The organism is Paenibacillus sp. sgz302115 (genome assembly GCF_056120445.1).
Window position 1 is genome coordinate 236,703 of the sequence record NZ_JBVYOK010000002.1, and the last position, 20,449, is coordinate 257,151.

At 54.7% G+C, this 20,449-nt stretch carries 18 protein-coding genes; 14 read left to right on the top strand and 4 right to left on the bottom strand.

The window, feature by feature from the left end; genetic code table 11:
• The first annotated feature begins 162 nt into the window (after positions 1-162).
• The 3 genes from AC0LWN_RS06595 to AC0LWN_RS06605 all read left to right on the top strand — a co-directional run bounded on the left by AC0LWN_RS06595 (position 163) and on the right by AC0LWN_RS06605 (position 3,449).
• Entirely contained in the window at positions 163-1,398 is a 1,236-nt protein-coding gene (locus tag AC0LWN_RS06595; protein ID WP_474664152.1) for a DNA polymerase IV, read from the top strand.
• 160 nt (positions 1,399-1,558) lie between these two features.
• Positions 1,559-1,801: a ferredoxin gene (locus AC0LWN_RS06600; RefSeq protein WP_474663776.1), complete on the top strand. Its 243-nt coding sequence runs from the start codon at positions 1,559-1,561 to the stop codon at positions 1,799-1,801.
• Between the two features lie 187 nt (positions 1,802-1,988).
• The gene (locus tag AC0LWN_RS06605; protein ID WP_474663777.1) at positions 1,989-3,449 is read left to right on the top strand and encodes a L,D-transpeptidase; all 1,461 of its coding nucleotides are present in this window, start codon (positions 1,989-1,991) and stop codon (positions 3,447-3,449) included.
• On the opposite strand, the gene AC0LWN_RS06610 is transcribed toward AC0LWN_RS06605, so the two are convergent.
• Entirely contained in the window at positions 3,446-3,583 is a 138-nt protein-coding gene (locus AC0LWN_RS06610) for a hypothetical protein (RefSeq protein WP_458963191.1), read from the bottom strand. The two genes, AC0LWN_RS06605 and AC0LWN_RS06610, sit on opposite strands and share 4 nt — an antisense overlap.
• A 211-nt stretch (positions 3,584-3,794) precedes the next feature.
• On the opposite strand from AC0LWN_RS06610, the gene AC0LWN_RS06615 reads away from it, so the two are divergent.
• The 7 genes from AC0LWN_RS06615 (at position 3,795) to AC0LWN_RS06645 (ending at position 10,142) form a co-directional block, all read left to right on the top strand.
• On the top strand, positions 3,795-4,889 hold the full coding sequence (locus AC0LWN_RS06615; RefSeq protein ID WP_474663778.1) for a quinone-dependent dihydroorotate dehydrogenase: 1,095 nt from the start codon (positions 3,795-3,797) through the stop codon (positions 4,887-4,889).
• 28 nt (positions 4,890-4,917) lie between these two features.
• Positions 4,918-5,730 (top strand): GTP diphosphokinase, encoded by an 813-nt coding sequence (gene yjbM / locus AC0LWN_RS06620; protein WP_474663779.1) that lies wholly within the window; start codon positions 4,918-4,920, stop codon positions 5,728-5,730.
• Positions 5,720-6,184 (top strand): DUF309 domain-containing protein, encoded by a 465-nt coding sequence (locus AC0LWN_RS06625; protein ID WP_474663780.1) that lies wholly within the window; start codon positions 5,720-5,722, stop codon positions 6,182-6,184. The genes yjbM and AC0LWN_RS06625 overlap by 11 nt, the downstream gene beginning before the upstream one ends.
• Before the next feature lie 57 nt (positions 6,185-6,241).
• The gene (locus AC0LWN_RS06630) at positions 6,242-7,783 is read left to right on the top strand and encodes an RsmB/NOP family class I SAM-dependent RNA methyltransferase (protein WP_474663781.1); all 1,542 of its coding nucleotides are present in this window, start codon (positions 6,242-6,244) and stop codon (positions 7,781-7,783) included.
• Positions 7,784-7,786: 3 nt separating this feature from the next.
• A complete protein-coding gene (locus AC0LWN_RS06635) occupies positions 7,787-8,551 on the top strand; it encodes a pseudouridine synthase (RefSeq protein ID WP_474663782.1) in 765 nt (254 codons plus the stop codon).
• 120 nt (positions 8,552-8,671) lie between these two features.
• Positions 8,672-9,472 carry a Cof-type HAD-IIB family hydrolase gene (locus tag AC0LWN_RS06640; RefSeq protein ID WP_474663783.1) on the top strand — a complete coding sequence of 267 codons (801 nt, stop codon included), beginning with the start codon at positions 8,672-8,674 and terminating at the stop codon, positions 9,470-9,472.
• A 115-nt stretch (positions 9,473-9,587) separates the two neighbouring features.
• A complete protein-coding gene (locus AC0LWN_RS06645; protein ID WP_474663784.1) occupies positions 9,588-10,142 on the top strand; it encodes a hypothetical protein in 555 nt (184 codons plus the stop codon).
• A 166-nt stretch (positions 10,143-10,308) separates the two neighbouring features.
• On the opposite strand, the gene AC0LWN_RS06650 is transcribed toward AC0LWN_RS06645, so the two are convergent.
• Positions 10,309-10,998, bottom strand: coding sequence for a DUF6273 domain-containing protein (locus tag AC0LWN_RS06650; RefSeq protein WP_474663785.1), 690 nt, complete (start codon positions 10,996-10,998; stop codon positions 10,309-10,311).
• A 157-nt stretch (positions 10,999-11,155) separates the two neighbouring features.
• Between AC0LWN_RS06650 and AC0LWN_RS06655 the strand changes: the two genes are divergently transcribed.
• Positions 11,156-11,851 carry a MerR family DNA-binding transcriptional regulator gene (locus AC0LWN_RS06655; protein WP_474663786.1) on the top strand — a complete coding sequence of 232 codons (696 nt, stop codon included), beginning with the start codon at positions 11,156-11,158 and terminating at the stop codon, positions 11,849-11,851.
• 56 nt (positions 11,852-11,907) lie between these two features.
• Here the strand turns inward: AC0LWN_RS06655 and AC0LWN_RS06660 are convergent, their stop codons facing one another.
• Positions 11,908-13,302 (bottom strand): RsmB/NOP family class I SAM-dependent RNA methyltransferase, encoded by a 1,395-nt coding sequence (locus tag AC0LWN_RS06660; RefSeq protein WP_474663787.1) that lies wholly within the window; start codon positions 13,300-13,302, stop codon positions 11,908-11,910.
• Between the two features lie 188 nt (positions 13,303-13,490).
• Here AC0LWN_RS06660 and AC0LWN_RS06665 point away from each other — a divergent pair, with 188 nt between their 5' ends.
• The 3 genes from AC0LWN_RS06665 to AC0LWN_RS06675 are packed head-to-tail and all read left to right on the top strand — an operon-like array spanning position 13,491 to position 19,277.
• Positions 13,491-14,627, top strand: coding sequence for a glycosyltransferase family 4 protein (locus AC0LWN_RS06665; RefSeq protein ID WP_474663788.1), 1,137 nt, complete (start codon positions 13,491-13,493; stop codon positions 14,625-14,627).
• A gap of 4 nt (positions 14,628-14,631) precedes the next feature.
• Positions 14,632-16,017 carry a metallophosphoesterase family protein gene (locus tag AC0LWN_RS06670; protein WP_474663789.1) on the top strand — a complete coding sequence of 462 codons (1,386 nt, stop codon included), beginning with the start codon at positions 14,632-14,634 and terminating at the stop codon, positions 16,015-16,017.
• Positions 16,014-19,277 (top strand): AAA family ATPase, encoded by a 3,264-nt coding sequence (locus AC0LWN_RS06675; protein WP_474663790.1) that lies wholly within the window; start codon positions 16,014-16,016, stop codon positions 19,275-19,277. Before AC0LWN_RS06670 ends, AC0LWN_RS06675 begins: the two co-directional genes overlap by 4 nt.
• 23 nt (positions 19,278-19,300) lie before the next feature.
• Here the strand turns inward: AC0LWN_RS06675 and AC0LWN_RS06680 are convergent, their stop codons facing one another.
• Positions 19,301-20,422 (bottom strand): YkvI family membrane protein, encoded by a 1,122-nt coding sequence (locus AC0LWN_RS06680; RefSeq protein ID WP_474663791.1) that lies wholly within the window; start codon positions 20,420-20,422, stop codon positions 19,301-19,303.
• Positions 20,423-20,449 lie beyond the last annotated feature (27 nt).

Here is a 20,449-nt window from a genome sequence, read left to right on the forward strand (position 1 = left end):
GTAACAAAGAACTTTACAGCAGGCCAAGATTTGTTGACCTCCCGCCGGAGGAAGAGGTATGCTGAAATCAACATTGGGAACCCTGAATATAAGAAGGTCGATATTGTGCAGAATGTGGATCAATATTATCCAACAAGCGGCAGGGTTATTTTGCATGTGGATATGAATGCTTTTTATTGCTCTGTGCATGAGGCGGAGGACCCTGATCAATACAAAGGTAAAGCAACAGCGGTTGCCGGCAGCGTGGAGCTGAGGCGCGGGATTATCGTTACCTGTTCCTATGCAGCGCGCAGGCAGGGGATTTCAACGGGAATGCAGGTGCAGAAGGCGCTGCGCCTTTGTCCTTCGCTTATTCTGATTAAGCCGAACTTTCATCTATACCGCAAGTATTCGAATGCGTTCATGCAAATTGCCTACAGCTATACGCCGCAGCTCGAAGCCGTCTCGATCGACGAATGTTATCTCGATATTACCGGCTCACGCCAATTCGGGACACCGCTGGAAATCGCCGAAGCCATTCAGCGCCGGATTATGGAGGAACTCGGACTGCCCTGCTCCATCGGTATTGCACCCAATAAGCTGCTGGCCAAGATCGCGTCTGATCTGAAGAAGCCGAACGGTATTACCGTACTGCGGCTGCGCGATGTGCCGGATGTCCTGTGGAACAAGCCCTGCAATGAAATGTTCGGTATTGGCGGCAAAACGGCGGAGAAGCTTCGAAGGCTGGGCATCTACAGTATCGGGCAGTTGGCCGCTGCGGAGGAGAGCATGCTGGTCGAGCATTTTGGCGTGATGGGCTCATGGCTGAAGCGGGCGGGCAACGGGATTGATCATGGTGAGGTGAACCCTGAACGGGAGCAGAGCAAGTCTATCGGGCATACAACGACACTGCCGCGCGATGTTATCGGCTTAGCCGAAGCCCGGCCGATTCTGCTGAATCTCAGTGACCAGGTAGCGCGGCGGCTGAGAAAGCAAGGATTGGTCGCAGCGGGAGTACAGCTCACGATACGCACACCTGAAATGAAGACCATCACCCGCTCACGCCAGCTTGACGCTCCAACGGAAAATGCGGATGACATCTACAAGGCGGTCTGCGACCAATTTGCGCGGCACTGGAAGGGTGACAAGCCCATTCGCCTGTTGGGTGTAACTCTGCAGGGGCTGACCCCCAAAGAGGATTCCGCGATTCAACTGGATCTGTTCGATTACGAACGCCAGCCTAAGAAGGAGTCGCTCACCAAAGCGATGGACCTGCTGCGCAATAAATTCGGCGAGAATGCGGTGCTGACAGCGGGGATGCTCAGTGACAGCCATTCGGCGCGTCTGCGCAACCATAAGGAGCGCGGGACCTCCCTGCAGAAGGACAACCTTCACGAAGTGGACCCTGCTGATGACTGAGTGGGACGTTTTAGAATACGGCAGCAGTGAAGCTGCATATTGCGTCAATATTGGAAACGAACTCAAAACTCATTGAAATTGTATTCTATTTATATTAATATGAGAAAAATAACAGGCTGCTATTGCAGTGCTGTATTGTTCAACGGGAGGCAGAGGAAAAATGGCTAAATACACTTGGGTCGAAAAAGATACCTGCATCGCATGCGGTGCTTGTGGAGCGACGGCCCCTGATATTTATGATTATGATGATGAAGGCTTGGCAGAAGTGATCTATGAGAATGACGGCAACCGTGGTGTAACCGCGATTCCTGATGACTTGTTCGATGATCTGCAGGATGCTGCCGATGGATGCCCAACTGACTCCATCAAAATTGCGGATGCTCCTTTTAACAAAGAGGGTTAAAACCCTAAGGTATTCGTATCTGCGCAAAATATAGGATTGAATGAAGGGTGGAATTTCCCTTTAGGTCCTTATATTTCCATAAAGACATCTCTTTGCTGCGATAAATGCGGCTAGGGATGTCTTTTTTTGATGATTCAGCCGATATAAACTAATAAAGATTAAAGTAATTCATAACCCGGAGGCCCCGATGAAAAACTCGCAGCATCTTAAAGCATATGTGCAGATGCACCCTGATAATAAGATGGCATGGTACTTGCTTGGTAAGGAATATTATAAGAACGGCCAGCATGGGAAGGCTAACTACTGCTTCAACCAGGCGGGCGGAGTATATGAAGCTTTCGAGCACAGCAAGGTTCCTGCGGAAATGCTGCGTGAGTATGAAGAAGGACTGCTCAATACAGCACGGCAGCGGCATGAGTCCAAGCTTAGAAGGCATAGGGTTATGCTCGCGCTTGTGCTGCTGTTGCTGCTGTTCATCCCCTCGGCGGTAGCCCCGGAAGGAAGTCCGGGTGAACCCGGCGAGGCGGCATCGGCGAATGCGGCCCTAGGGCTGGAAGACCCGGAGGCCCCGGTATCGGCACCGGAGTCGGCCCCGGCATCGGAAGAAGAGAAGTCTTCAAAGCCCGCGGCAATGGGATTCACGGCGACAGGTGAAGACGCGGCTTCGGTGGGCCAGGCCTTGGCCAAGACGGTGCAGAGCGGGCAGGATACCTCCAGAACGGCTATACTGACCATGAAGCGGTCGGGACAGTGGCTGCTCTGGAAGAAGAACCTGCCGCTTACAGCTACGATTGAGAAGGGCAAGGAAGGGAAGGTTGTATATCAGTCCTATGATCCGGTTGCCTGTGCCTGCGAGCCGCCGGAAGCAGGCGGACTGAAGAAGCAGGCCGGATCATGGCAGAGCAGCCAGGAGGAGCTGGCTGTGCTCTGGAGCGCTATCCGCTCTTACAAGAACAGGAAAGGCGCGTTGCCGGAGTCACTGCAGGAGCTGACCAAATCTTTTCCGGAGAATATTCTGGGCGGAACGACCCCGCTGATGAAAAAGAAGTTCGCTGCATTGCGCGCGGCGGCAGCTCCCCAGTCTCCAGAAGCTTCGGCAAAGCCTACTGGGCCTGCGGCATCGGATGTCCCGGCGGCGGGCCAGGGAAACGGCAGTGGGGCAGGTGCGTCCGGCGGCGGGAAATCAGCAGAGCAGCCCTTTTTTACAAGTCCGCTTAGGATTATTGTAGATAAACAAAAACACCGCCTGGCAGTGATCAGCGGCAACATCATTCTGCGGAACTATGAGGTTGGACTTGGAGCTGACAGGACACCGGAAGGGAAGTTCGAAATCTCTGATAAGGTGGTCAATCCGAACGGGCGCGATAACGGGGAATTTGGCAGCCGCGGCATGCAGCTATCGGATACCAACTATGCTATTCATGGTACGAATGAGCCGGACAGCATCGGCAAGGATGAATCCAAGGGCTGTATCCGGATGAAACGCGAGGATGTGGAGGAGCTGTTCGCGATGGCGCCGATGGGAACGAAGGTCGAAATTACAAAAGGGGTTCTGCCTGATGAGCCGCTGCTTCCAGAGGAACGATTCCCGTCCAGTGCACCGCAAAATCAGACCAACCCCCACAAAGTCTACCATTGGCTGGATTAATTTCCTGCTACTATAAATAAAACAAGAATCAGAAGAACCAGGAGCACCAGACTGACACTGATCCATAGGATTGCTTTGCGGTTGACTTCTTCTTTCTTTTGCTGCAATGTGGGTGGCTTGCGTTTTGTGGACATATCGTTCATCCCTCTTTCTCTCTTAATCAATGATTACCCTTACATTGTAATGCGTTTACAAGAAAAATACTATACTCGGCGTTTCGCTCCAGAGCACTGCAGGGTAAAAAACTTTTCTTTTCCCCCGGAAACGGCTAAAATTAAGAAGAAACCTACAGAATCGGGGAGTTACCTGCATCACTTAAGGGTTCCCTTAGAAGGAGCGAGAACGGTGCTGTATCGACATTTAGGCAAACCTATTTTCTTTAAAATGGACCCGGAGAAAGCGCACCATCTCGTTATCGGCGGACTGAACAAATCAAGTCTCGTGCCCGGCGGAAACGCGGCAATGCGACTGATGTACGGCGTTCCCGAAACGGCCGATTTGGCGGTGGACCTGTTCGGACTGCATTTCCCGACTCCGGTGGGACTGGCTGCTGGCCTGGATAAAAATGCTGAAGCGGTAGGAGGCTTCTCCTCTATCGGATTTGGATTTATGGAAGTGGGCACAGTGACGCCGAAGGGCCAGCCGGGCAACGACAGCCCGCGGTTATTCCGCCTTCTGCCTGACGAAGCGCTGATCAACCGGATGGGCTTCAATAATGAGGGCGCCGAGGCGATGGCGCAGCGGCTGAAGGCGCTGGGGAAACGCAGGATTCCGGTGGCGGTGAACATTGGCCGCAACAAAACGACGCCAAATGAATCGGCGCATGAGGATTACCGCCAGTGTATCCGTACGCTATATCCGTACGGTGATTTTTTTGTGGTCAATATCAGCTCGCCGAATACGCCGGATCTGCGCAGTCTGCAGCACGGCAGCGAGCTGTCGAATTTGCTTGCACAGGTTAAGGAAGAATTGGAGCTTCAGCGTGTGCAGAGCGGTACCGCCAAAAGCCTGCTGGTCAAAATTGCTCCCGATGTCAGCGACGCCGAGCTGGAGTATATGGTACATACGCTCTCTGAAGCCGGAATGGACGGCGTGATTGCCACGAACACTACGCTTAACCGTGAAGGGCTGAAGAGCGATAAGGCAGGCGAGACAGGGGGCCTCAGCGGCAAGCCGCTGCGTGACCGTTCGACTGAAATTATTCGCAGAATCTACCGCCAGACTGGCGGCAAGCTGCCGATCATTGGTTCAGGCGGTATTTTTACCGCTCAGGACGCATATGACAAGATCCGGGCAGGCGCAAGCCTGGTCGAAATTTATACAGCTCTCATCTATGAAGGACCGGAGGTTAACCGCAGAGTGCACGCCGGACTACGGCAACTGCTGCGGCGCGACGGATTCTCTCATATCCTGGAAGCGGTGGGTGCTGATCATCACTGAAGGATGAATGGACAGGAGGACTAAGGCGATGGACGTCAGGGACTGGGGAACATTTTTGCTTCCATATGAACAGACAGTGGAAGAATTGAAGGTTAAATTCAAAACAATGCGCGCGGAGCTTAAGAAAAGAGAAGAGTACACACCAATCGAGTTCGTGACAGGACGCGTAAAGCGGCTCTCAAGCATTCTTGAGAAGGCTAAGCGCTTGAATGTGAAGATGGAGGATCTGGAAACGGGCATTGAGGATATCGCCGGCATTCGCATTATGTGCCAGTTCGTCGAGGATATCCGCAGAGTCGCGGAATATATCCGTGCCCGCAAGGACCTTGAAGTCCTCTACGAGAAGGACTACATTACCAATTATAAGGAAAGCGGCTACCGCAGCTTCCATATGATTATTAAATACCCGGTACAGACAGCCCTGGGACAAAAGATCGTGCTCGCCGAAATTCAGATCCGCACCTTGGCAATGAACTTCTGGGCAACGATTGAGCATTCCCTGAACTATAAATACCGTGAGAGTCTCCCGGATGAAATGCGCCTGCGGCTGAAAACAGCAGCAGAAGCCGCTTCGATTCTGGACAGCGAGATGTCCAGCATCCGTGATGAAATTCTGGATGCGCAAAAAACATTCGAGGATAATTCGAACACTACAACGCAGGTGCTGAAGGCGATTCATCAATTGTATTTCTATCATCTGGTCAATGAAGCCATCGAAAGCCAGGAGCGCTTTAATCAAATCTGGCAGGCGCAGGATATGGAAGCAATGAAAGCACTGCTGGAGCATGTGCGGGAGCTGCTCTCGAACGCCAAGAAGGACAGTCTGCCGGATGGCTTATGAACCGCTGTACCTGGCTTACCTGGTCTACTTCAACCGGGACAGGGATTATTTTGAATGCCATGAGGTGCTTGAAGAGCTATGGCTGGCAAAGAACCGCGATCCGCTCTACAAAGCTCTGCTGCAAGTGGCGGTAGGGCTGTATCATTTCCGCAATAACAATGTGCGCGGCGGCAGAATCATGCTGAACCAGGCGCATGAAGTGCTGCAGCGCTATCCCGCAGACGCTCTCGGCATTGATCTTGCCAGGCTGGCAAGAGAGGCTCAGGACTATGCCCGGAGGCTGGAGACTTATGCGGAGCAGCCGTTCGATTATTATGATCTGACGATTGTGCTAGTGGACCAGGGTCTGACGGAGGCGGTTGCTGCTGCAGCGCTGAAGATCATACCCAGTAGTCCGCAGCGACGCGGTCCCCAGAGGCCGGCAGCATCCCACCGCAAGCAAGGCATTGAATAGCAAGGCTACCACAGGAGCACCCTCAGGGGTGTTCCTTGATTATTGGAGGAAAGCATCATGGCGGCACAACTGCCCGGCTCTTTCATGCAGCGTATGAAAGAAATGCTGGGAACGGAATATGAGCAATTTGCGGATTCGTATAAGGAAACTCCCTATGGCGGAATTCGCGCCAACTTACTAAAAATTTCGGTGGAGGAGCTGCTGGCTCTCTCCCCTTTTACACTTGCGCCTATTCCCTGGTGCCCGTCAGGGTTCTATACGGAGGAAGGAGCAAGACCGGGCAAACATCCTTACTACCATGCCGGCCTGTATTATATTCAGGAGCCAAGCGCAATGGCCCCGGTGGAGCTGCTGGACGTGCAGCCAGGCGACCGCGTGCTGGATTTATGTGCGGCTCCAGGCGGCAAATCGACGCAGATTGCGGCCAAGCTGCAGGGGAAGGGCCTTCTGGTCAGCAACGATCTTCACCCGGAACGCACCAAAGCTCTGGCCAAAAATCTGGAGCTGTACGGCGTACGCAACGGAATAGTGCTTAATGAGAACCCCGGGCGGATCGCGGCAGCTTTTCCCGGATTTTTTGACCGTATCCTGATCGACGCGCCTTGCTCAGGTGAAGGAATGTTCCGCAAGGATGAGGACATGGTGAAGCAGTGGGAGCCGGAAACGCCGCAGAAATATGCCGCCATGCAGCGTGAAATTCTGGAATCGGCTGTAGCAGCGCTCAAACCGGGCGGCACTGTGGTGTATTCGACCTGCACCTTTGCTACTGAGGAGAATGAAGGCATTATCGGCGGGTTCCTGGACAAGCATCCTGAGTTTTCGCTTGTTCCTGTGGGCGGCACCGGTTCTTTTGCGCCTGGACTTGGCGGGCTTCCAGGTGCGGCCCGGCTGTGGCCGCATAAGGTCAAAGGCGAAGGGCATTTTATGGCTGTACTCCGCCATGACGGCAGCTCTGACGAGGAGCATGCAGAGAGTCTGGAGCAGGCTGGTCAGGAACAAGCGCTGGCCATTTCCTCACGGAGCAAATCAGCCAAGGCTGCTTCAAAGTCAAATCCTGTGCGGGCAGAAGGCGGGCTCGGCGGCGGCAAAGGCAGCCGATCTTCCGGAAAATCCGGCGGGGGAGTCCACGGCCGCCAGTATCCGGGAGCAGGAGGAGAAGAAGCTGCAATGGCGGCGTATGCGGAATTCGCCAAGGGCCAGCTCGGCTGGCAGCCCTCGGGATATCCGGTGCTGTTCGGGGATCATTTGTATATTTCCCAGCTGCCCAAGGCGGCGCTGGACGGACTGAAGACCATCCGCCCAGGCTGGTATGTGGGACATGTCCGCAGCGGCAGATTTATTCCCGGACATCCGCTTGCTACCGCGCTGCATCCGGCAGAAAGCATCCGCAGCCTCTCGTTATCTAGCGCTGGCGGTGAAGCAGTCTCCTATCTCAAAGGGGAAACACTGTCCGTCCCTGAGGAGCGTCTGTCCATACAGCCGGGGCATCCCGCTAAGGGCTATGTACTGGTCTGTATTGACGGCTATAGTGCAGGCTGGGGCAAATGGCAGAACGGCATGCTGAAGAATGAATATCCCGCAGGCTGGAGGTGGACATAACATATGAGCGCATCAGGCAATTCTGCAAAAAAACAACGGATTGACAAGGTTTTGTCCCACATGGGCATAGGCTCCCGCAGCGATATCCGCAAACAGGCCAAGCAGGGGCTGATTACGGTGAACGGCGTTGTGGTCAAAGACAGCGGCTTTCATGTTGACCCCTATCTTGACAGGGTAGAGGTCAACGGCGAGCCTGTGCTATACCGTGAATATATCTACCTCATGATGAACAAGCCTCCTGGTGTATTGTCTGCTACGGAAGACAAGCGGGACCGTACGGTGCTTGACTTGCTTAAACGGGAATACGCACAGTTCGAGCCATTTCCGGTCGGAAGACTGGACAAGGATACAGTGGGCTTATTGCTGCTGACCAATGACGGGCAGCTTGCCCATGAGCTGCTCTCGCCGCGCAAGCATGTACCGAAGACCTACGAGGCTACTGTTGAAGGCGAAGTCGATGCCGCCGATGTGGCTGCTTTTGCTGCCGGTGTGGAGCTTGACGACGGATATGTGACTCTGCCCGCACAGCTAACCATCCTTGGCAGAGAACGGGGTACTGTGACCCTGTCGCAGATTTCGCTCACGATCACCGAAGGTAAATTCCATCAGGTGAAGCGGATGTTCCTGGCGGTGGGCAAGAAGGTGGTCTTTTTGAAGCGGGTAGCCATGGGTGGTCTAAAGCTGGATGAGAGCCTCGCACTGGGCGCTTGCCGGGAGCTGACTGCCGAGGAGCTGAAGCTGCTGGGCGGCGGGGGAACGGAAATTTAATACTGTAGGTTTGGGGAATAATTTCATACCGCTTTGATTAATGTAACAGCCTCAGTTTACGTTTTCTGTATAAAATGATCAAAGCTCATACAGATATAAGACAGACAAGGATGGTGGAGTATGAAATACAAGCTGATTGCACTGGATGTGGATGGGACGCTGCTGAACGACGATCACCAGCTAAGCTCTGAGAACAAGGAGGCTATTGCGGAGGTTACGCGGCAGGGCGGGCTAATCGTACTCTGCACAGGCCGCAGTCCGCAGAATTCGATTCCTTTTATGGAGGAGATGGGGCTGTCAGGGTATGTGCTGGGCCATAATGGAGCAGCTACGGTACGGGTGGAGGACCGCGAGGTGCTGCATATTTACGGACTGGATGCGCGCGGTTTGGACCCTTATATCGAGTACTGCCGTGAGCGGGATATTCATTATGATATCAATACGGCTTTTGACATGTATGTAGATAATGTGGAGAACCTGACTGAAGAAGCCCTCTTTATGTATGAGCATTTCCGGGTTATGCCGGCGTCGCTTCCTGCATGGGAGGATTTTCGCGAACCGGTTGTTAAGTTTACGGTATTTACTAAGTCGGATATTCTGGATGAAGCACAGCGCGAGTGGGCGACCTGGACGCAGCAGTATAATATTTTGCGCAGCGGCGAATTTTTCGTAGATTTCATGCATCCGGACGCCTCCAAGGGCAACGCGCTGATGAACCTGGCAACGCAGCTCGGAATCCCTCAGGAGGAGGTCCTGGCGATCGGGAATTATTATAACGATATTTCGATGCTCACCTATGCCGGTCTTGGCATTGCTATGGACAACTCCCCGCTTGAGGTCAAGGCGGCAGCGAACGTAATTACCGGCACTAATAACGACAATGGGGTGCGTGACGCGCTGGTTAAGTATTGCTTATCGTGATACGGACAAATGGATAATGCATTGGCTGCAAAAGCATAAAATAGAGTCCTTAACGGCTCTGTTTTATGCTTTTTTTGTGCTGAACGTCCAATGGACGGATTCGAGCTGCTGCTGATTGGGTGAACACTTGGGCGCAGGTGCCGCAGAAGGCGGAGCAGCAGAGCAGGCCCAGGAAGCGGGAGAGCCGCAACCGGAAGAGAAGCTTACCGCAGACGACATCGAAATGGAATCGGTTGAAGAGGGCGAAATGGACCCTGAGTTGGTCCGTGACATCAATCTAAAGGACGGCGAGACCAAGCAGCTTCCGGGCAGCATCGACCCGCATACGATGGATAGCATCATGGCCGATTTTGACACAGGAAAAGCAGACCAAAGCCTCGGAGGTAAAATTGCAGACGGCGTATCGCTACGCGCAAACAATGCCAAAATGGTGTTTGACCAGATAAAAACATATGTAATAAAATGGATGAAAGCCTATGGATTACAGCTCTTGGCCGCCATTGTAGGGATACTGGTCGGCGTTGTAGCCGCCATGGAAGCGCAGGCGATTGTATCCGTCGCACAGACCCTGGCGGAGACCTCCGTCCACATTGGTACCTACCTCAGCCAAGGCTGGCAGAAGCTGATCGAACCGGCGGCTAAGAGTTTTTGGAAGATATCAAAAAAATAATAGATGATGGAACTGTTAAGTACGAAGGCTTAGGAACATTAAATAAAACGATGACTGAGCCATCTCATATCTATAGAGGAAACGGAATGAGAAAGTATTACTTCGAATTGTTATAAATTATTAGAAGAGATTGATAATGAATTACAAGCGGCATTGGATTGGGCGATCATTCAAGATTAACTTTTAGTGCAGGACGAACACCGTAACAAGCTAAGTTGACACGTGCGTAGCTGCGGATACTGCTGCGTGGACCAATAAAAAACGAACGCGAAGAACCACCAAGAAGTTGAGTTCGCAGCCACCACCATGAGCAGGCCAATTCTTCACCATTCTCGGTGATATAGTCAGCTTTTACTTTTTTATCATATTGCTGCCGCACATACAGGTGACATCCATCGTTCTTTTTTATTTTGGAAAATTCCGTTCCTATTGCCCGGCGTTTCGCACTTAAAGAGACTTCATCCAGTTTAGAGGTCAGTTCGTTCACCTCCGAAACACTGAGCAAAAAAACCTTGTCCTCCGTGTCTGTGCTGCTTTCTCCGTTGTCTGTGCACATTGTAGGTTTGATGAACTTCTTCTCGGATTCAGTGAACGCTGTATTATAAAACTCATTGTTAAGCCACATGCGCAAATCCGAGTCATGCCATGTAATATCAGTAAAATCACGGTGGTATCGCTTGCAGTCCAAAATGTACTCACTCAAAATAAACAGTTCTTGATCTGAACTTTGCAGCACCCTCCACTTTATAGGCGTTTTGTCCGTACCGTCCGCCGTCTGAGGATAAGTGCCGAAAGTAATGACCTCTCCGGGCCTTACGCTCCAGTGGGGTGTGAAAGCAAGATTACCCGTCTCCAATAAGTTCTCCTCCTTATTTTTTCTTTCCATTTTTGATCATACAACATTCATGCAAGATTTCGTTTTATATACCAGGAGTCCTTGTGTGGACTGCCAGTGTTTCTTGTGATATTGTTGTCGGAGTTTAAGGTTTGACTTTAAGGAAGGGTGCCCGCCAATGGACAAAAACTATACGCCGAAGCAAATTGCCGAGAGACTTCATATTAGTACTACTACGCTGCGAAGATATGAGGATCTCGATTTGGTGCCCGATGTACCTCGGACAGCCAGTAATAGAAGATGCTATACACCGGTTCATGTTCAAGCATTCATTGCTTTACGTGCCTTAATGAAAGGGTTCGATATTCCTGTCGCCTACGATGTCATGAGCTTGTTAAAAAAAAGCCGCGTCGAACAGGCACTCTGGATCATCAATTTACATCAGTACAACATTCAAGTAGAGAAGCAACGAGTCGAAGAAATCATGAGCCTCATTCATCAAACGGATTTCTCCAAGTACAGGAATATACAGGTGACGGAAAAGATGAAAATCGGGGAGGTTGCGGCTATCGCTGGTGTTAACCCATCCGCTATTCGACATTGGGAAAAGGAGAGGCTTATTCGTTCTGAGCGGAATCCGGAAAACGGATATAGGACCTTTACGTCGCGGGAATTAAAAAAGATTATTGTACTAAGCAGTTTAAGGAAAACCGTCTACTTTATTGAAAACATGAAACAGTTGCTTGAAGCTTTGGAGACACATGATCTGACTGCAATTGAACGCTCCTTCAAGATAGCTCTGCAGAAGCTGAACGAGAAATTGGCAAATCAAATGAATGGCATATCAGAAATGATGAGATATATCGGCATCTGAACAAAAGAGAAGGTCCATTCTGGTTTCCTGGAAGGACCTTCAATTTATCCGTCCTTTTAAGGACGCACAGCCGTTTCCACTTGAATCCGCAGGCCTTTGGGCAGGTGATTCTTGAGCTGTCCCGCGCTGGCCTTGCCCCAACTGACCGGCAAGCCGTGGACGGTTACCAGCGTCCAGCCGTGCAGATGAGGGGGAACAGCCAGGCTTTCGCCACGCAGCCAGGCCTGGATGTCCAGACTGTCCGCCGCCAGATCATAGCTGCGTGCTGCCTGTTCGGGCTTAAGGGCCATGGCGAGGGCATGGGCCGGTTCGATCCGGTTTTTCTTCAGGTGAGCCACGTGCAGGCCCGCGCGCGGCACCTTCAGTCCTTCCAGCAGGCCGGTATGCAGACTGGTTCTAAATGTCTCCGGCAGCAGATACAGAGATTCACCGAAGAGCAGAGGCACGCCCTGGCCGGTAAATCCGGGCAGCTCTGCAGCTGCCCAGCTCATAAATTGCTGATAGGCATCTCGGACGGCGGAAAGCGGCTTGGAAGCATTTTTGCCACGTCCGCCCCCGCGTTTGCTGCGGCTCTGCACGGCTTCCTCTGAGTCTGCTTTGCGCAGCAGGGCAACAAAATGGCCTTCACCTTTTTCCAAATGAGGCCAAAGGCGTTTCTCCGCAACCAGCTCCATATCGGGATAGCTGTCCAAGAAACGTAGGATCGTTTCTTCATTTTCTGTACGGTTGAAGGTGCAGGTTGAGTAGGCGAGGCTGCCGCCCGGCTTCAGCATGAGGTAGGCATCCTGCAGAATGTCCCATTGTCTTGCCGCACACATCTTCACATGCTCAGGAGACCACTCGCCTATAGCTGCGGGGTCCTTGCGGAACATCCCTTCGCCAGAGCAAGGAGCATCCAGCATGATCCGGTCGAAGACCGCCGGGAACCGGCGTGATAAATCTCCTGGCGCCGCACTTGTAACAATCGCGTTAGAGATGCCGAGACGTTCCACGTTTTCCGCCAGTATTTTGGCACGCTCCGGGTGAATCTCATTGGAGACCAGCAAGCCTTGTCCCTTCATCAGGGCAGCGATGTGCGTCGTTTTGCCGCCTGGAGCGGCTGCAAGGTCTAGCACGGTTTCGCCGGGAAGCGGTGCCAGCAGCTCGGCTGCGGACATTGCCGACGGTTCCTGAATATAATATAGTCCGGCAGCATGAAAGGCGTGACGTCCGGGCCGGGCGGGTTCTTCATAGTAATATCCTGAGGGACACCAGGGCACAGGCGTAAGGCCGAACAGTGAGATTGCATGATCCGCCGCATCCTGTCCTGAAGCTGAGGCGCTTTTTAAAGTGTTGAACCGCAGACCCTGGGTCCGCCGTGCATTATAGCTCTCCAGAAAAGCGTCCGCCTCTTGCCCCAGCATCTCTCTAATTCGGGCAGTGTATGCGGCGGGCAGCCGTTCTTCATTCATATGTCATTCTCCTCTTGTCAAAATCTAAGATAGGTGTTAAGGCTCTTCTTAGTTGCTGTTTCAGGTGGATACCGATAAAATCAAGGTATGGGACCTAAACGTACCTGTTAATTTATATGTACATATATAACTATATCATAATTGCCGGGTCGTACCGTATACAGGGCAATTGTAAAGGGGATGTCCTTATGAACTTGCTGCAAGCGCTATTTTTCCCGCCGGAGCAGCCCGGTGGTGTATCTTCCATGATTCCGCATCTGCAGGAACGCTTTCGTTCGAGCCGCTGGGATATGGATTTGTTCTGGCTGCCCAAGCGGATTCGGGGCAAGGGACGTGAAGAGATCGTATTTGAAACCTTTGACTGGACCCTATATGGCGAAAGTCCCGTTGTGCAGAAATATATTCAAACCTACAGGGATTATATATGGTGGACAAAACTTCGGATGAGCAAAAATTATGACCTGATCCACGCCCACCATCCGATTGCGGGTCTTGCGATGAAAAAAATTTATCCCGAGGTTCCGCTTATTCAGACCCTGCATTCCAGCTATGAACGCGAGCTGATTCTCAATGGAGCGATTGTGGAGGGTGGTCCGGAGCATCAGTTCCTCGTGTCGATCTATCGTGAGCTGGAGCATGTCAGCGACCGTCTGATGACGGTATCGCGCTCTTTTGCCGAATATTTGGCTCCTTATATTGATCAGCCTTCGAGGATCGGAGTGATTCCGAACGGTTTTGATGAAAAAAGATTCAAGCCTGTGCCGCACGACAACGACATTCCGCAACTGGTTACAGTAACCCGTCTGGTTCCGGCTAAAGGTATCGACACGTTGTTCAAGGCATGTGCGGAGCTGAAAAAACGCAATCATGAATATGTGCTGCATATTATCGGAGATGGTCCTTCACGTGCGGAGCTGGAGCGGCTGGCACAGAATCTTGGCATATATAATGAAACGATTTTTTATGGCTATACCCTGCACCCGGAAGAGTTTATGCCGTTCTTTGATATTTTTGTGCTTCCGTCCCGGGCGGAAGCCTTCGGATCGGTGTTCGCGGAAGCGGCACTTAGCTGTCTGGCGCTGGTTGGCACCAATGTAGGCGGGATTCCCGAGCAGATTGAAGACGGTGTAAACGGTCTGCTGGTTGAACCCGATGATGAGCTGGCCCTGGCGGAAGCACTGGAGAAAGTGATCAGCGATCCCGGTTACCGCTACGAGCTGTCCCGTTCGGCCTGGGATAAAGCGAAAAGCCAGTATTCTCTGACGCGTGTAGCCAATGAGCTGAAAAAAACATATCTGCAATACCAGCAGGGAATGAAAGGGTGAGGTTATGATTCCTTTTCGTTTCCTGCATGCTGCGGATCTGCATCTGGACAGCCGTTTTGCCGGACTGGTGCAGCTTCCGCAGGCCATACGCTCCTATTTGCGGGAGTCTACCTTCGCCGCCCTCGGGCGGCTTGTTGGCGTAGCTGTCCAGGAAGAGGTGGATTTTGTCGTCATCAGCGGCGATGTGTATGATGTCTCCGATGCTTCCCTGCAAGGGCAGCTTCGTTTTCAGGAGGCGCTTCATGAGCTGGGAAGACACGGCATTGCGGTATATCTGATTCACGGCAATCATGATCCGCTGGATGGGCCGCGTCTGAATACCGAGCCTCCGGGGCATGTGACAGTATTCGGCAGCGGAGAGCCGGGACAGGCTGTCGCCTGCCGCCGCAATGGCGGCCAGGAGGTGGCTGTGGTCAGCGGCATCTCCTATCCAACGGCCAAAGTTACGGAGAATACAGCGCTGCTCTTCAACCGCAGACCGGGCAGCAGTCTGTTCCATATCGCCTTGCTCCACGGCAATGTGGACGGAGACCTCCAGCATGAGACCTATTCACCCTGCACCCGCAGAGACTTGATCGGGCGGGGCTATGACTACTGGGCGCTGGGACATATACATAAACGAAGTATTCTGCATGAGCGTCCGGCGATTGTATACCCGGGCAATATCCAGGGGCGCAGCGTCAAGGAAACAGGGCCGAAGGGCTGTTATATCGTGGATGTGGATGCCGAAGGCCGGACGGAGCTCCGGTTCCATGAGCTGGATTCTATCCGCTGGCAGGTTCGTGAGCTATCCATTGAAGGCTTGGAGGATGAAGCGCAGTGGACGCAGTCTGTAGAGCAGGCGATAGAAGAGATCAGGGATGAGCTTCCGCAGCTGATGTCCGTGGTGCGTTTCCGGCTTACCGGGCGCGGCGCACTGCACAAGGTGCTGGCAGAAAAAGGGGCGGCGGATGATCTGCTCGCCGAGCTGCAGCGGAGAGAGACGATTCGTGCAGAGCACTCAGACTATGCAGGTCTGGTCTGGACGGAAGGGTTCACGGTGGAAACAGGTCTCGCCATTGACCGGGAGCGGCTGCTGCAGGAGGACAGCTTCCTTGGAGAAATGCTCCGGCTGGCCGGGCGAAGCGGACAATCGGCAGAGGAGCTGGAGGAGCTGATCGGCAGTGCGCTGAAGCCGCTGATGGAGAACCGGGAGCTGCGCCGTTTGCTCTCTGCGGCGGGAGAAGAGGAGAAGCTGGGCTGGCTAAGAAGTGCCGCCGAGCTTGGCATTACACTGCTTGGCGGAATGGATGAAAATGATGGGCTTGCAGTTGGCATGCTGCCGTCCGAAGCCGGAGGCCAGGATGCAAACGCTGAGGCGGTAACACCGGAGCGGGGGAGATCTGAATGAGAATAGAGGAGCTGCAGATTGGCGGGTTTGGCCGTCTGCATAATCGGGAGCTGAAGCTGGGCGAAGGGGTCACCGTCCTCTACGGCCGGAATGAGGCCGGTAAAAGCACAACTCTGCAGTTCATCCGCGCCATGCTGTTCGGAATCTCCAGCAGAGCTAATCCTGCGGAACGTTATGAGCCGTCACAGGGCGGGCAGCATGGGGGCATGCTGGTTGCACGCGACCGGGAAGATGTGCTCTGGAGAATCCGCCGGTATGCGGCAGGCGGGGATACGCAGAGCAGAGGCGAACGGCTGCAGATCACCGTCAGCTATCCGGATGGAAGAACGGGGGAAGCGGATCAGGGCGAGATGGAGCGCCGTCTGCTGGGCGGTATTTCCCGCAGCATGTTCCGGCAGTTGTTTGCCGTATCGCTGGATGAGCTGCAGGAGCTTGGAACACTGCAGTCCGAGGAAATGAGCAGCTATCTGTTCCATGCGGGCATGGGCGGAGGCGGTGAAATTTTGCGGGCGGAGCGCCGCCTGCTTCAGGATGCCGAGAAGCTGTATAAGCCCCGTGGGAAGGTGCAGGAGGCGGCAAAAATTCTCCAGACGATTGAAAAGCTGGAGAGGGAGGTCGCTGAGAGCCGGTCCTATTTACCAAGATATAATCTGAACACGGCGGCTCTTGAAGCTGCGGAGCGTGAGCTTGCAGGGCTGGAGGAGCGGCGCCGGAGCGAAGGAGAGCGGCTGGTCAAGCTGCGCAAGGCACAGGATATTCGCGGGCTGTGGCTGAAATGGACGGAAGCCCGGCTGGAGCTGGAAGGGCTCCCTGTTATTGATTCTTTTCCAGAGGATGGCGCTGCCCGCTGGCAGTTGCTCGAAGGAGAAGTCCGCAGTGCCGAAGGCGCGGTACATCGTCTGAAGCGGCAATACAGCGAGCTTGCCGAAGGTCTGGCGCATAATCCGCCGAATAGGCTGCTGGAAGCGCAGGGGCCGCGGCTTGAAGCGCTGGACCGCCGCCGCAGCAGCTATGAGGATAAGCAGGCGGAACGTCAGCGGCTTATAGGAGAGCTGGCTGCACTGGATGGGCATCTTGAGCACGTGCTGCGGGGAATCGGCGCTGGCTGGGGAGCTGCCGAGCTTGCGGGCTTTTCCGGTACGGCGGCAGACCGTGAAGCCGCACGGCGTTTCGCTGCGGCCTTCGCCGGCTATGACCGCCGCATGGAGGCCCGTGAAGCGGAGCGGCAGAGCCTCCGCTCCCGCCTGGCCGCCACCGCCGCTGCGCTGCAGGCGGCGGAGCGGGCACTGGCGCGCGAGCACGCCGCCAGCGCCGAAGACTTCGCGGGCCTGGCTGCGCGCAGCCCGCGTGAACTGCTGCAGCTCTGGGACGAGCTGCAGCAGGCTGCCGAGCGCTGGCGCGAAGCGCAGCTCGGCACAGGGCCGCTGCGCGGCCGCGCAGCCGGCGGGGCCGGCAGCGACGGGCGCCGGGCGCAGCGCTACCGGCGCCTGCTGCTGGCAGGCGCAGCGCTTACGCTGCTGCTGCCGCCAGCGCTGTGGCTGACCGGCGCGCCGCCGGTCAGCGCCTGGGTCGCGCTCGGCCTGCTGGCCGCAGCCGACCTGGCCCTGTGGGCCGCCCTGGGCGTGGAGCACAGGGCGGACACTTCCCCGCCGGGGCACGGCGGGGAGGGCAGCGCGGCCGCAGCGGAGATGCTGCGGCTGCGCGGGCTGCTGCTCTCCGGCGCGGAGCCGGAGAGCGGGCTAAGCCGGCCGGGACGGAGGCCGGCGGGAGGCCCCGGCCCTGACGCAAGCGGGCTGGAGGCCGGGATGAAGGAGCTTCGCAGGCTCATGGAAGCCTGGAGCGCCTGGCGGCAGCGCGTGGAACGGCTGGAGGCCCAGCGGGATGCCTGCCGGATGGAGCTGGATGCGCTGACGGGACAGGAGCGGGCGCTGGCCGGGGAATTGGAACGCGCCGAGAGCGAGTTCACAGAGCTGAACGGGCGCTACGAGGAGTGGCTGCAGCAGCACAAGCTGCCGGAAGGCTTGTCGCCGGAAGGATTGCCGGATATTTTCGTCCGGGTCGAGCAGGGGAACGAGCTGCTGCGCCGCAAGCATAAGCTTGCTTCGCGGCTTGAAGAACTGGAAGCAGAGTGCTCCGCCTATGAACACGAAGTACTGGCATTGATGAATGAAGCCAGGGCGGAGCTGGAGGAAGCATCTGTTCTCCCGGCTTCAAGTGAATCCGCTGCAGCGAATCAGCCGCAATCGGGGGCGCAGATGAGCATTCGGGACGAGGTGTCCCTGCTTAGCTGGCTGGAGCAGAGCAAGCGGGAGTGGGATCTGCTGCAGATTGAACTGCTGCGCCGGGAAGGGACCTCAGCACGGCTGCTGGAAGTGGAGGCAGAGCTTGCTGAAAGCAGCCGGGTACTGGAGGAGCTGACTCAGCGCTGCCGCGAGCTGCTTGAGGAAGGTGGAGCAGAAGGCGGGGAGGAATTTCTGCGGCGATCCGCGGCTGTACAATTGCGGACGGAACTGACGAGAGCGATCCGCCAGTGGGAGCTGGCCATGTTCGGAGGCTGGGAACATACAGGCGTCTCCGAGCTGCTGGCATTGCTGGAGCATCATGATGCTTATGCGCTGGAACAGGAGCGGAACGCTGCGGAGAATGCTGCAGCAGGCATTGAGGAGGAGCGGAATGCCCTGCTGGAGCACCGGGGCAAGCTGCTTAAGGAACGGGAGCATCTGACGGAACGCTGCAAGGAGGATTCGGTGCTCCAGCAATTGGAGGAGCAGCGGGCAGCGCTGCGGATGATCGCGGGTCAGTATGCGGTAACCGCGCTGGCGGCGGAGCTTATGGGCAGAACGCGGCGCATTTACGAACAGGAGAAGCAGCCGCAGGTGCTGCTGCTGGCATCCAATTATTTTGCCAAGCTTACAGAAGGGGAATACCGGCGGGTAGTCATGACGCTTGGCCACAAAGAGCTTAAGGCGGAGCACAAGGATACAGGGCTGCTGGACAGCGGTCTGCTCAGCCGCGGGACGGCGGAGCAGCTCTACCTGGCGATCCGGCTGGCGCTCGCGGAGACAATGGCGCGGCAGGCCAAGCTGCCGCTGCTCTTTGACGATCTGTTCGTCAATTTCGATGAGCACCGTCTACATGCGGCGTTGTCCCTGCTTGGTGAACTGTCAGCCTCCCGGCAGATTGTGATGATGACCTGCCACAGACATGTAGCTGAAGCGGCGGCTCGAATTATTCCTGCAGCATCGGTCGTTTCCGTTTAAATTAGTCATCGCTGCCGCAGCAATCATCTCCGCGTAATCCGAATTACAGGCTTCACAGCAGCGATAGTGATGCCTTTGCCTCCGGAACCGGGAGGGTCGCCCTTGCGCGGAGGCGGCGACATTGGGGCACGAAGCAGCATTACTGCCCATACCAGCGACAGAGCGCCGAAGATTGGATAGAACACGCCCAGCAGCGAGCTGAAGCCGAACTGGCTGAAGAGATAGCAGATGAGCATCAGCAGCGGGGTTACGAGGACCGGAGCGATGGGCAGACGCTGCTGTAGCTGCACGCCGACACCATAAATATTCGCCACAAAGGTGCTGAAAATCTCCATAAATATCAGCATCAAATAGATGAGCTGCACAATGGGGCCCAGGCGAAACGCGATGCTGCCCATAGGGATTTCGAACTGCAAAATTCCCGGCATTTGTGAGCTCATGGCAAAATGCGCGGCCAGCAGCATGAACCCAATCCCCACTCCGCCCAGAATGCCGCCCAACCAAAGCGGCTGTTCATCATCCGTATGCCGGGCCAGCGGCACCAATACGGCTTGGGCCATCCCCAGGTTGAAGGCGGTATAGAGCAAAGGGGACATCCAGGCATCAAAGATGTTGTGATCTGTTCTTAAGAACAGAAAACGTTCCGCGCCCGGGACCCCGAGCGTATTAAAAGTAATAATTAGCGACAGAGTAAGCATTAAAGGGACGACAAGGCTGTTGATCTGCAGAATGCCGGAAATGCCGCGCTTCAGCAATAAGTAGGAGCCGAATATGGTCAGCAGCAATCCCGCCTGAAAGGGCAGCCTGAGACGCTCCTCAAAAATAGCACCGGCCCCTGCCAGCATAATGCTGGTGACGCCGATCAGGATAATCATCGTAAAGAGGCTGATGATGCTACCCGCACGTTCTCCAAAAAGATACCGGTTGAAATCCTCATAAGAATCCGCTTCAATGCGGCGGGCGATGACCATCATTTTCGTTCCCAGCCATATAAAAAGTACGCTTGAGAGCAGAATGGTCAGCACTGCCCAGTGCCCGTACCTGGTGAAGAAACGGAGGATTTCCTGGCCGGTGGCGAAACCGGCGCCTACTATGGTGCCAATATAGGTGAAGGCGATTTGCATAGTGCGGACATGGGATTTCATGACTCCCCTCCTAAAAGTGCTGCATTG